The sequence below is a fragment of the Janthinobacterium sp. NFX145 genome (assembly GCF_049810325.1).
Lineage (GTDB): Bacteria > Pseudomonadota > Gammaproteobacteria > Burkholderiales > Burkholderiaceae_D > Janthinobacterium > Janthinobacterium rivuli.
Genome location: NZ_CP187360.1, coordinates 4,086,172 through 4,098,646, shown reverse-complemented (window position 1 = coordinate 4,098,646; position 12,475 = coordinate 4,086,172). Strand labels below are relative to the sequence as shown.

At 60.9% G+C, this 12,475-nt stretch carries 11 protein-coding genes and 1 tRNA gene; 7 read left to right on the top strand and 5 right to left on the bottom strand.

The window, feature by feature from the left end:
• The first annotated feature begins 11 nt into the window (after positions 1 to 11).
• On the top strand, positions 12 to 2,288 hold the full coding sequence (locus ACPJXG_RS18270; protein ID WP_425251925.1) for a hypothetical protein: 2,277 nt from the start codon (positions 12 to 14) through the stop codon (positions 2,286 to 2,288).
• On the opposite strand, the gene ACPJXG_RS18265 is transcribed toward ACPJXG_RS18270, so the two are convergent.
• The 4 genes from ACPJXG_RS18265 to ACPJXG_RS18250 all read right to left on the bottom strand — a co-directional run bounded on the left by ACPJXG_RS18265 (position 2,285) and on the right by ACPJXG_RS18250 (position 5,140).
• Complete coding sequence (locus ACPJXG_RS18265; RefSeq protein ID WP_425251924.1) at positions 2,285 to 3,034, bottom strand: DUF72 domain-containing protein; 750 nt, start codon at positions 3,032 to 3,034, stop codon at positions 2,285 to 2,287. The two genes, ACPJXG_RS18270 and ACPJXG_RS18265, sit on opposite strands and share 4 nt — an antisense overlap.
• Positions 3,035 to 3,103: 69 nt before the next feature.
• A complete protein-coding gene (locus tag ACPJXG_RS18260; RefSeq protein WP_425251923.1) occupies positions 3,104 to 3,859 on the bottom strand; it encodes a UDP-2,3-diacylglucosamine diphosphatase in 756 nt (251 codons plus the stop codon).
• 86 nt (positions 3,860 to 3,945) lie between these two features.
• Positions 3,946 to 4,437: a peptidylprolyl isomerase gene (locus tag ACPJXG_RS18255; RefSeq protein ID WP_332859076.1), complete on the bottom strand. Its 492-nt coding sequence runs from the start codon at positions 4,435 to 4,437 to the stop codon at positions 3,946 to 3,948.
• Between the two features lie 73 nt (positions 4,438 to 4,510).
• Complete coding sequence (locus ACPJXG_RS18250; RefSeq protein ID WP_425251922.1) at positions 4,511 to 5,140, bottom strand: peptidylprolyl isomerase; 630 nt, start codon at positions 5,138 to 5,140, stop codon at positions 4,511 to 4,513.
• Positions 5,141 to 5,418: 278 nt separating this feature from the next.
• Between ACPJXG_RS18250 and cysS the strand changes: the two genes are divergently transcribed.
• The 6 genes from cysS (at position 5,419) to ACPJXG_RS18220 (ending at position 11,781) form a co-directional block, all read left to right on the top strand.
• Entirely contained in the window at positions 5,419 to 6,816 is a 1,398-nt protein-coding gene (gene cysS / locus ACPJXG_RS18245) for a cysteine--tRNA ligase (protein WP_425251921.1), read from the top strand.
• Positions 6,816 to 7,535, top strand: coding sequence for a DNA-3-methyladenine glycosylase family protein (locus ACPJXG_RS18240; RefSeq protein WP_425254766.1), 720 nt, complete (start codon positions 6,816 to 6,818; stop codon positions 7,533 to 7,535). Before cysS ends, ACPJXG_RS18240 begins: the two co-directional genes overlap by 1 nt.
• Before the next feature lie 54 nt (positions 7,536 to 7,589).
• Complete coding sequence (locus ACPJXG_RS18235) at positions 7,590 to 8,564, top strand: acetyl-CoA carboxylase carboxyltransferase subunit alpha (protein ID WP_034756951.1); 975 nt, start codon at positions 7,590 to 7,592, stop codon at positions 8,562 to 8,564.
• Between the two features lie 151 nt (positions 8,565 to 8,715).
• Positions 8,716 to 10,134 carry a tRNA lysidine(34) synthetase TilS gene (gene tilS / locus ACPJXG_RS18230; protein WP_425251920.1) on the top strand — a complete coding sequence of 473 codons (1,419 nt, stop codon included), beginning with the start codon at positions 8,716 to 8,718 and terminating at the stop codon, positions 10,132 to 10,134.
• A gap of 196 nt (positions 10,135 to 10,330) precedes the next feature.
• Positions 10,331 to 11,578, top strand: a complete 1,248-nt coding sequence (locus ACPJXG_RS18225) for an aspartate kinase (protein WP_035817435.1) — start codon at positions 10,331 to 10,333, stop codon at positions 11,576 to 11,578.
• Positions 11,579 to 11,688: 110 nt separating this feature from the next.
• A tRNA-Ser gene (locus ACPJXG_RS18220) sits at positions 11,689 to 11,781 on the top strand.
• 189 nt (positions 11,782 to 11,970) lie between these two features.
• On the opposite strand, the gene ACPJXG_RS18215 is transcribed toward ACPJXG_RS18220, so the two are convergent.
• Entirely contained in the window at positions 11,971 to 12,441 is a 471-nt protein-coding gene (locus ACPJXG_RS18215; RefSeq protein ID WP_099402773.1) for a hypothetical protein, read from the bottom strand.
• Between the last annotated feature and the right edge of the window lie 34 nt (positions 12,442 to 12,475).

Here is a 12,475-nt window from a genome sequence, read left to right as displayed (position 1 = left end):
TGAAAGCAGAAATGATAAATTGCTTTGGGGAAGTACAAAAACTGTTCAGGCGTGCCGGTGGCGGCGTCGTCCTGTTGGCGCTGCTGAGCGCCTGTGGCGGAGGTTCCGGTGGCGGCACGTCCACGCCGCCACCGACACCCGTGGCGCCGGTCGAGACGTCGCGCTATTTGCTGGGCGGCACGGTCAGCGGCCTGCTGCCTGGCGCCAGTGTCGTGCTGGCGAACGGCACGGATAAAGTGACCGTCACGGCCAACGGCCCCTTCAGCTTTGCCGGCAAGCTGGCGGCGGGCGCCAGTTATGAAGGCAAGGTTGACAGCGCTTCCGCAGGCCTCGCTTGCAGCATCGCGCAAGGCGCGGCCACCATGGGCAGCGCGGACGTCAGCAGCCTTGCCGTGCGTTGCCTGCCGACTCTGCTGGCCGGCGTGCAGGAGCGGATCCAGCGTGTCGATGGCATGGCGCAGGATGGCGCGGGCAATTATTACTTCGCCGATGCTTCCACGCAGGTGATTCACAAGCTGGCCCCTGACGGCAGCCTGAGTATCTATGCCGGTATGCCAGGCAAGGCTGGCGCCGTTGATGGGCCTGCCGCCAGCGCGACTTTTTACATGGGGGGCCGTGCACCGCTGGTGATCGACGGCAAGGGGAACCTGTATGTGGCCGACACCTGCAATGGTCAGATAAGGAAAATTACGCCGGCTGGCGTGGTCAGTACACTGGCCGGCAAGCGCCGTGCCAATTGCAGTGCGACACCGGCAGAGCCGGATGGCGTGCCTGTGCATGCCGATGGGCCGGGGACGCAAGCCCGGTTTGGCGTGATCGCCAGCATGGTCATGGATCCGAACGGTGACTTGCTGCTCGTCGACGATGGACAGCTCCAGGTTCGCCGTGTGACGCCAGCTGGCGTAGTCAGTTCCTACATTGTCATGTTGGCCGAGCCGAATGGCCTGCCGCGCGCAGGACGAGTGGGCCAGATGGCAGTCGATGCCAACGGTGTCATTTACTTGAGCAACACTAACGGCAGCAAGATATATCGCCTTGATAATAATGGCGTGGCCTCCCTGGTTGCCGGAAATGCGATGACGACCGGCTATGACGGCAAGGGCGTCAATGCCAGCTTCAGGGGCGTGCGCGGCATGGTGTTTGAGCGTAGCGGCAATTTGTTGCTGGCCGACCGCGATGCCATCCGCCGCATGACGCCCGCTGGCGAGGTGACGACGGTGGTGGGGCGCTTGGTGCCTGACGCGGGAGGAAAATATCTCGACTGGAAAAGCCTGACCCAGATATCGATCGGGGATGCAGGCAACATGCTGGTCTTCGATGCCAGCCTGCTGCGCTTGAGCAGGGTGGATGCCGGCAACGGGATCGCGACTATTCCTCTCATGCTGAGCAGTATGGGGCCGGCGGACGGCGTGGGCGCCGCCGCCCGCGTGGGCAATGTCAGGGCCTCGGACATGTGCAGCGACCCAGCCGGGAATGTCTATCTGCTCGATGCGGCCAGCAAAGTGCTGCGCCGGCTGGCGCCGAACGGCAAGCTGGAAGTCTATGCGGGGATTGCCGGCCGCGCCGGCATCGACGATGGGGCGCGGCTCAGCGCGACCATGGCCGGCCCCGTGGCGATCGCTTGTGGTGCGGATGGCGCCGTGTATGTGGCGGACAAGGCGCTGAATTCCCCTTCCTTTAATTTGCGCAAGATCAATGCTGACGGGATCATGTCCACCGTCGAGCCATTGCCAGCAGGCGGTTTTGGCCTTCAGCAGTATATTCTGGCGGTGGACAAGGATGGCTATGTCACCTGGACGGAGGCTTTGAGCGGGGGGATTTATCGGCGCCCGCCTGGTGGCGTATTTTCCTTGTTTGTGTCCTTTGAAACGCTCACGCGCTCCTTCGGCGATAGCGATCTCGGCTTGCAAGATGTTTTGCCTTACAGCATGGTGTTTGACAGCAAAGGTGATTTGTATTTTGATGACTTTTATCATCAAGTGATCTTCAAGGCGGATCGTTCCGGCACCGTGACGGTGTTTGCCGGCACCTTGTACTCGACTAAAAATGCCGATGGTGGGCCTGGCGTGGGCAGCCTGTCCTTTGCCGGCATGCCCAGTCTGGCCGTCGACAAGGCTGACAACCTGTACCTGAGCGGCCAGGATGGCGTACGCAAGATCGATACGGCCGGGGTCATTTCCTCACCGCAACTGGCATGGGGCAATCCCATCGTGGAGGTTCTGGCTTTTGGCAACGGTACCTTGTATGGCTATACCGCCCGCGCCATCGTCCAGATGCCCTTGCCTTAAATGGAGCGATGCGCAGGCGCGGCTAATGAGTCCGACAGCCGCGCCTGCAAGTCCAGCGCATTGAACAGGGCGGCCCCGGCCGCCGTATTGTCGAAGATGCACCAGCTGTCCGCCTGCGCCGATGCGCGCAATTCGGTCGCCAGCGCTGCCAGGTACTCGGCCGGATAGTCCGAATAATATATTCTCGGGCTGCCGTGCAGGCGCAGATAGGCCACGCTGGTCGTCGGCACGTGCGGCCCCGGCTGCCCGGCTGGCGGATCGGCGCGCACGCGGGTGATGCGCTGCATCGCTAACAGCTCGGTGGCGCCTGCCTCGAACCAGCTGGGGTGGCGCGCCTCGCACGCGAGCATGCCGTCGAAACGTTGCCGTAGCGCAGTCAGGAAGTCAAAGGCCACGTCCGCTTCGAATCGCAGGCTGGGCGGCATCTGCACCAGCACGCAGCCCAGTTTATTCCCCAGTTGCATCACTTCTCCCGCAAAACGATCGAGTTCGGCTGCACAGTCGCGCAAGCGCCGTTCGTGCGTGATGCTGCGCGGCAATTTCACGCTGAAGCGGAAGTGGTCGGGTACGCTGGCGGCCCAGCGCGCATAGGTGGCGCTCTGGTGCGAACGGTAGAAGGAGCTGTTGATTTCCACGCAGCTGAGCACTTGGGCATAGCGCTGCAGGTGGCTGCCATCGAGGGGGAAGTGGCTGGCGGCGGCGCTGGAAATACTCCAGCCGGCCGTGCCGATGTAAACAGGGTGCATGGCGCCATTACAGCAGGGCCAGGCGGGCGCGGCTATCGGACAAACGCCCGTGTCGCGGTCAGCGACCGTCTAGTCGATGAAGTCGCCATTCAGGTCGTGGCGCGTGATGTTGCCGCGCGTATCGATGGCGATCCAGCCGCCGCGCGGCTGTTGCGGCGGTGTCACGTCGCATTCCCAGTCGGGCAAGACATAGCGCAAGGTATCGTCGACTTTATGCAGGGCGGGGCGGTGCGTGTGGCCGTGGATCATCACGGTGCTCGCATGTTCGGCAAATACTTGCGCGACAGCATCGGGCGTGACATCCATGATGTCCATGGCCTTTTCGCCATTGTGCTCGCGGCTGCTCTTGCGCAAACCGTCGATGATGGCCTTGCGCTGCGCCAGCGGCATGGACAGGAACTGTTTTTGCCAGGCGGGCTGGCGCACCATGGCGCGAAACTCCATGTATTGCATGTCTTTCGTGCATTCGGCGTCGCCATGCAGCAAGACGATGCGCCGGCCGGCAAGCGTGGCCACATGCGGTTCGCTGAGCAGGGTAGCGCCGGCGGCGGCCGCAAAGCCGGAGCCGACCAGAAAGTCGCGGTTGCCGGCGATCCAGTAGACGTGCACGCCCGCATCGCTGACGGCGCGGATGGCGGCCGTCATGCGCGCATTGAACGGGTCTTCCAGGTCATCGTCGCCGGCCCAGTATTCGAACAGGTCGCCTAATAGATACAGCGCTTGCGCATATTGCGCATGGTGTTCGAGGAAAGAAAGAAACGCCGCGCTGGTGCGCGGGTGCGAGCTCTGCAGATGCAGGTCGGAAATAAAGAGTGCGGCAGGCATTGTCATCGTTCAACGCTCCCAAAAAGTGATGTGCATGGAAAAGCGCAAACGCGGCAATGCCTGTTTTTCATGATGCGAAAGCCTGATTACGCGGCTTCTACTTTCTCGATGACAACGTCCGTCACTGGCACGTCGGCGAACATGCCGGCGCGCGAGGTTTTCACGGCGCGGATGGCGTCGACGACTTCCTTGCCTTCGGTGACTTTACCGAAGACGGCATAGCCCCAGCCGTCCTGGCCTGGATAGTCGAGGAAGCTGTTGTTCTTGATGTTGATGAAGAACTGGGCCGATGCCGAGTGCGGGTCCGACGTGCGGGCCATGGCCAGCGTGTACGTGTCGTTTTTCAGGCCGTTCTTGGCTTCGTTTTCGACGGTGGTGTCGGCTGGCTTTTGTTTCATGCCTGGCTCGAAACCGCCGCCCTGGATCATGAAGCCGTCGATGACGCGGTGGAAAATCGTGTTGTCGTAGTGACCGGCTTGCATGTAGGCCAGGAAGTTGGCAACCGTTTTCGGCGCTTTCTCGGCGTCCAGTTCAGCGGTGATCTTGCCCAGATTGGTGGTGATGATGACGGAGGTCATGATGATCCTTAATAAATTGGATGAATAATTGATTCAGCGGCGCCAGGCAGGCCGGCGCCGCAAAAACGCTATTTTACAGTTTTGCGGGCGCTGTCTTGAGTAAAGTCGCCGATTCGATCACCACGGGGGTGACCGGCACGTTCTGGTGCGGGCCCTTGTCGGCTACCGGCACGGCCTTGATCTTGTCGACCACTTCCATGCCACTGACGACTTTGCCGAACACCGTGTAGCCGAAGCCGTCGCGACCAGGATAGTCGAGCGCGCCATTGTCGTTGACGTTGATAAAGAATTGCGCGGTGGCCGAATGCGGGTCGCCCGTGCGCGCCATGGCGATGCTGTAGGTGACGTTTTGCAAGCCGTTTTGCGCTTCATTCTTGATCGGCGCCTTGGTGGCTTTCTGTTTCATGTTCTTGTCGAAGCCGCCGCCCTGTATCATGAAGCCGTCGATGACGCGGTGAAACACGGTGCCCTTGTAGTAACCGCTGTTGACGTACTGCAGGAAGTTGGCCACGCTTTTCGGCGCTTTTTCCTGATCCAGTTCCAGCACGATTTCGCCCATGCTGGTTTTCAGGGCCACGTGCGGCGTCGGGTCGAGGGCGGTCGCCGGAGCGGCTGCCACGACGGCGCTGCCCAGGGTCAGGCCGGCAAACACGGTGCAAAAGCGGGCCAGGAAAGACAGGCGTTTCGATTTGATTTCTTGCATGAAGGCGTCCTTGATCGTTATTTTTCTCTAAACTTGCTTTAATTGTAAAGAAATGAAAATTCGGTTGAACATCGTAAAAACCTGATTCATATCGGGCCAGTATGGTTTTTATCAATGTTATACTTGACCGCTAACGCCCTAATTCTAACAAACAAGAACAACAATACAGCGGGTCGTCCCGTCTCGGCGCACACGGCAGTTCAGTGGCGCGGCACCCCCGGTGTCCGCGCCTGTCTGTCGTTTTGCCAGGCTGGCGGCCGCTCCACTTGCAAAGCACGATGAGCAATCTAAAGATTTACAACACCCTGGCGCGCGAAAAGCAGGTATTCGTCCCGATGGAAGCGGGCAAGGTACGCATGTACGTGTGCGGCATGACCATCTACGATTATTGCCATATCGGCCATGCGCGCATGATGATGGCGTTCGACGTCATCTACCGCTGGCTGAAGGCGTCCGGTTTCGACGTCACCTATGTGCGCAACATTACGGACATCGATGACAAGATCATCCGCCGCGCCGTGGAAAACGGCGAGACGATTTCCCAGCTGACGACGCGTTTCACCCAGTACATGGATGAAGACACGGCCGCGCTGGGCATTTTGACGCCCGACCACACGCCGCGCGCCACCGAATACGTGCCGCAGATGCTGCGCCTGATTGAGCAGCTGGAAGCGAAGGACCTGGCTTACCAGGGCGCCGATGGCGATGTGAACTATGCCGTGCGCAATTTCCCCCACTACGGCAAGCTGTCGGGCAAGTCGCTCGACGATCTGCGCGCTGGCGAACGTGTCGACGTGAACACGGGCAAGCGCGATCCGCTCGACTTCGTGCTGTGGAAGTCGTCGAAGGAATCCGAGCCGGAAGAAGTCAAATGGGATTCGAAGTGGGGCCGCGGCCGCCCGGGCTGGCATATCGAGTGCTCGGCCATGTCGTGCGCCTTGCTTGGTGAACAGTTCGACATCCATGGCGGCGGCGCGGACTTGCAATTCCCGCACCACGAAAACGAGATCGCCCAATCCGAAGGCGCGTTTGGCCACACCAGCGTGAATTACTGGATACATAACGGTTTCGTGCGCCTGGACAATGAAAAAATGTCCAAGTCGCTCGGCAACTTCTTTACCATCCGCGAAGTGCTGCAAAAATTCGATGCCGAAGTGATCCGCTTCTTCATCCTGCGCGCGCACTACCGCAGCCCCCTGAATTACTCGGACGTGCACCTCGATGACGCGCGCCTGTCGCTGACCCGCTTGTACACGGCGCTGGCCGACGTGGCGGTGGAAGAGGGCGCCATCGACTGGAGCGAAGCCCACGCCGTGCGCGTGCGCGAAGCGATGGACGACGATTTCAACACGCCGCTGGCCGTGGCCGCCCTGTTCGACCTGGCAACGGAAGTGAACAAGAGCAAGTCGCCAGCCCTGGCGCGTCAATTGAAGGGCCTGGCGGGCGTATTCGGCTTGCTGGAACGCACGCCGCAGCAATTCCTGCAAGCAACCGTCGGCGCTGCCGCCGGCGGCCAGGATGAGGCAGCGGGCATCGAAGCGGCCATCGCGGCGCGCAGCGCGGCGAAAAAGGCGCGCGACTTTGCGCAGTCCGACAAGATCCGCGCCGAGCTGCTGGCGGCAGGCATCATTCTTGAAGACAAGCCTGACGGCTCGACCAACTGGCGCCGCGCATGATGCCTACGTCCAGGGAAAACGGGGAAGCCCCCAAGGTGACGGACTTGGCGCAAGTGATCCAGGTGCCGCACTACTGGGAAGAGGCGAAGATCGAGCTGATGAAGCGCGACCGCATCATGAAAAAGCTCATCCCGCAATTTGGCGACCTGCACCTGGTCGGCCATAGCGACCCGTTTACCACCCTGGCCCGTTCGCTGGTGGGGCAGCAGATCACGCCCAAGGCGGCAGATGCCGCCTGGAAAAAGCTGCTGCTGGCTTGCCCGAAATGCACGCCGTCACAAGTCTTGAAGGCCGGCGCCGAGCAACTGTCCGCCTGTGGTTTGTCCAAACGCAAGACCGAATACATCCTCGACCTGGCTGACCATTTCAAGGCCAAGCGCGTGCACGCGAGCCAGTGGGACCAGATGGATGACGAAGCCGTCATCGCCGAACTGGTGCAAATCCGCGGCATCGGCCGCTGGACAGCCGAGATGTTTTTGATATTTAATCTGCTCCGGCCGAATGTCTTGCCGCTCGACGACCCCGGTTTGATCCAGGGCATCAGCGTCAATTACTTCTCCGGCGAACCAGTTTCCCGCAGCGATGCGCGCGAGGTTTCCGCCAATTGGGAACCGTGGCGCACCGTGGCGACGTGGTATTTGTGGCGCAGTCTCGACCCTGCAGCCACCCCTGCCGCACCCGATGCAGCCCCCGGCGCAGCAGCCGGTACGGTAAAATAAACATAGATGACGCCGCGCGCCCTGGCGCCGTGGCCGGTAAAACCTGGAGGTACAATGACTAAAACGACTTTCCTCAATTTTGAACAGCCGATCGCGGAACTCGATTCCAAGATCGAAGAGTTGCGCTTCGTGCAAGACGATTCGGCCGTCGACATCTCGGAAGAGATCGACCGCCTGGCCAAAAAGAGCCAGCAGCTGACCAAGGATATCTACGCCAAGCTGACCCCTTGGCAAGTGGCGCAGATCGCGCGCCACCCACAGCGCCCCTACACCATGGATTACGTGAATGAAATCTTTACCGATTTCCACGAACTGCATGGCGACCGCAGCTACGCGGACGATCTGTCCGTCGTCGGCGGCCTGGCCCGCTTCAATGGCCAGCCGTGCATGGTCATCGGTCACCAGAAGGGCCGCGACACGAAAGAGCGCGCCATGCGCAATTTCGGCATGCCGAAGCCGGAAGGCTACCGCAAGGCCATGCGCCTGATGAAAGTGGCTGAAAAGTTCAACCTGCCGATCTTTACTTTTGTTGACACGCCAGGCGCCTTCCCCGGCATCGACGCGGAAGAGCGCGGCCAGTCGGAAGCCATCGGCCACAACCTGTACGTGATGGCCGAACTGAAAGTGCCGCTGATCGCCACCATCATCGGTGAAGGCGGTTCCGGCGGCGCGCTGGCGATTGCCGTGGGCGACGCCGTGCTGATGCTGCAATACTCGACCTACGCCGTGATCTCGCCGGAAGGCTGCGCCTCGATCCTGTGGAAGAGCGCCGAGCGCGCCTCCGACGCGGCCGAAGCACTGGGTTTGACGGCGCACCGCCTGAAAGCCATGGGCCTGATCGACAAGATCATCAACGAACCGCTGGGCGGCGCCCACCGCGATCCGAAACAGATGGCCACCTTGCTCAAGCGCGCACTGGCCGACACCCTGCGCCAGTTCCACGGCATGAAAACCAAGGACCTGCTGGCCGCGCGCCATGAAAAACTGCTGAGCTACGGCAAGTTCAAGGAAACGACGCCGAGCGAGTAATATTTAAACCCAACGGCAGAGTCCGGGGTCAGACCCTCAGGGTCTGACCCCGGCTTTTCAAGGTCTTGGGTTAAAACGACACCAGGGACAGTCCGCTAAACGACATCATCCGTTTAGCAGCCTGTCCCTCTTTGCATTCCCGGAGTCCTGATTGAAAAAGCAACAAACCGCCACCGTCGCCGATATCTTCGCCAGCGCGCTGGCAACCTGCGCACCCCAAGCCGGCGAGACGGTCGGCATCGCCCTCAGCGGCGGCCTCGATTCCTCGGCCCTGCTGCACCTGGCGCATGCCTGGGCGCAAGAGCATGGCGTGGCCTTGCACGCCTTCCACGTGCACCACGGCCTGAGTCCGAACGCGGATGCCTGGCTGGTCCACTGCGCGCAATTGTGCGCCGGCATGGGGATTGCCTTCGAGGCGCGCAAGGTCACCCTGGAGAAAAACGCGAAGACGGGCACGGAAGAGGCGGCCCGCAAGCGCCGTTATGCGGCCCTGGGCGAACTGTGCGCCGCGCACGGCGTGCGCCTGCTGCTCACGGCCCATCACCAGGATGACCAGGCCGAAACGGTGCTGCTGCAATTGCTGCGCGGCTCGGGCACGGCGGGCTTGTCCGGCATGGATGGCGCCAACAGCGCGCCCGAGTTGCTGGGCAACCCTGACCTGGTGATGGCGCGCCCCTTGCTGCCCGCATCGCGCAAACAGCTGGAAAGCTACGTGGAAAAACATGCGATCGCGCACATCCATGATGAATCGAACGACGATCCCCGTTTTGCCCGCAATGCCTTGCGGCATCAGGTCATGCCCGTGCTGGCGCAGGCCTTTCCTGGTTTCCAGGAACGCTTCGCCCGCAGCGCCCAGCATGCGCAATCGGCGCAGCGCCTGTTGACGGAACTGGCGACGCAGGATCTGGCGGCGTGCCTCGATGGCGATTGCATCGAGCTGGCGAAATTGCGCGAGTTGAGCGCGGACCGCTGCTACAACCTGCTGCGCCACTGGTTCGGCACGCGCGGCTTGCGCATGCCGTCGACGGCGTGGCTGGCGGAAATGCTGGCGCAGTTGCTGGAAGCGCGGCCCGATGCGCAATTGCTGGTGACGCACCCCGAATGCCATGTGCGGCGCCACCGCGACCGTTTATATCTGACGCCGAAGCTCGATGACCTTGCCGGCATGCGCGAGCGTGACGACGCGGGCATTCCCGGCCTGGAAAAGGCCAGCCAGCAATTTAGCTGGCAAGGCGAAGCCAGCCTGGCCTTTCCCGCGTATGGCGGCGTGCTGCATTTCGATGCGGTGGAAGAGGGCGGCCAGGGTATCGATATTGCCTGGTTGCAATCTCAAACCTTGACGATAGACTTCCGCCAGGGTGGCGAGCGCTTGAAACTGGCCTTGAACCGTCCCACCAAGAGCTTGAAATACCACTACCAGGCGTTCGACGTGCCCGCCTGGGAGCGCGAACGCCTGCCCCTTGTCTGTGCGGCGCAACAATTGCTGTTCGCGGCCGGTATCGGCCTCGATTGCCATTGCCTGAGTCTGCTTGACCGTCCCCGTGTCGCCTTGCGCTGGGTCTCCTGCTGAGCGTAGGGCCAGCCGCCACGGCCACTCTCGGGGTGGCCGCCAAGCGGCTGTCCAAGCCAGCTGGACTGCATGGATTGGTTATTTCCATATGCGCAATCGGTATGAGCTAATGCGCTTTTTAGCTTGTTATTTTGCATTGCGGCATGTAGAGTAAAGCCCTCCTTTTTTATTCTTCTTGAGCGGAAACTTCACTCTTATGGCTTTAATCGTCCACAAATATGGCGGTACGTCGATGGGCTCGACTGACCGTATCAAGAATGTCGCCAAGCGCGTTGCCAAGTGGCACGACGCTGGGCATCAAATCGTGGTGGTGCCATCCGCCATGTCGGGCGAAACGAACCGCCTGATTGGACTGGCCAAGGAAATCATGGATCAACCCGATCCCCGTGAACTTGACATGATCGCCTCGACAGGCGAACAAGTGTCCGTCGGCCTATTGTCGATGGCACTGCTGGCGATCGGCAAACAAGCCGTATCCTATGCTGGCTGGCAAGTCGCGATCAAGACCGATTCCGCCTTTACCAAGGCACGCATCCAGTCGATCGATGACGAAAAAGTCAAACGCGACCTCGATGCGGGCAAGATTGTCATCATTACCGGTTTCCAGGGCGTTGACGAACACGACAACATCGCGACCCTGGGCCGCGGCGGTTCGGATACCTCGGCAGTGGCGATCGCCGCCGCCATGAAGGCGGCCGAATGCCTGATCTTCACGGACGTCGACGGCGTCTACACGACCGACCCGCGCGTGGTCTCCGAGGCGCGCCGCCTGAAGACCATCACCTTTGAAGAAATGCTGGAACTGGCTTCGCTGGGTTCCAAAGTGCTGCAAACGCGTTCGGTGGAATTCGCCGGCAACTACCGCGTGCCTACGCGCGTGCTATCGTCGCTGACCGACCCGATGTTGCCGCTGGAAATAGAAGCCAATTCAGGCACCCTGATTTCGTTTGAGGAAGATACAAACATGGAACAAGCAGTCATCTCCGGCATCGCCTTCAACCGCGATGAAGCCAAAATCACCGTGCTCGGCGTGCCCGACCGCCCAGGCGTGGCGTACCACATCCTGGGGCCGGTGGCGGACGCGAACATCGAGGTCGACATGATCATACAGAATCAGTCGGTCGACGGTAAAACGGACTTCACCTTCACCGTCTCGCGCGGCGAATACACGCGTGCGCTGGCCGTGCTGGAAGCGAACCGCGAATCGCTGGGCGCGGCCAGCATCACGGGCGACGCGAAAGTGTCGAAACTGTCCGTCGTCGGCGTGGGCATGCGCAGCCACGTGGGCGTCGCCTCGCAAATGTTCCGCACCCTGTCGGAAGAGGGCATCAACATCATGATGATCTCCACTTCCGAGATCAAGATCTCCGTGCTGATCGATGAAAAGTACATGGAACTGGCCGTGCGCGCGCTGCATAAGGCGTTCGAGCTGGAAAAAGCTTAAATATCCAAAAAAATTGCCCCACGCCCTTGACCAAAGGGGGGGCAATCGATATTATGACGTTCGTCGCTGCAGCGCAGTTAGCTACAGAGACATAGTTGAGTAATCAGCTAGGAGACGTGGCCGAGTGGCCGAAGGCACATCCCTGCTAAGGATGCATACGGCTTATACCTGTATCGTGGGTTCGAATCCCACCGTCTCCGCCAGAATCAAACAAAAAAGCCTCCCCTGCGGGAGGCTTTTTTGTTTGTCTGGACGGAACGGTGGGATTCGAAGACGCAGCGCCCTGAGGGGCGCGAGGCTATCCGAATCGCCATTCTGCCGCGCCCCGCGCGGCCCCGCTGGCCGCGCAGCGGCCAGCGCCGTCCCCTCATCTCAAGCCGTAGCGGCCAAAATCACCGCTTCGCCTCCCGCTCCAGCGTATCCCTGCCAATAATCTTCAAGCTCGTCCCGCCCTTGAACGGCAACGTTTCCTCGCCAGCGTCAGATGCGGCGCCGCCGCCGATCCGGATCCCCGCCGAGACGCCGATTTCGGCCGTCACGTCGACGAATTCCTTGCGGAACAGCAGCAGCTCCGTATGCTTGATGATGCTTTGCAGCGCAATCGACTGGCCCGGCGCGATGGTGGTAAAGGCGCGCTTGAGCGCATGGTTCGCCAGGCCCGTCTTCAGGACCTGGCTTTGTTCGCTCACGTTGTCGACCAGGCGCAGGTTGGGGCCGCGCTGCTGGATGTAGTCGAGCGGATAGCCGACGGCCGCGCTGCCGGTATTTTTGATGACGACCTCGATGCGCATGTCGCTGCCCGTGAAAATGCAGGCCGGATTGTCGAGGCAATGGGCGCTAACGGAAAGTACGTCGTTCGGCATGGCGTGTCCTGTGAGGTGTAGGGAGGTTGCAAAC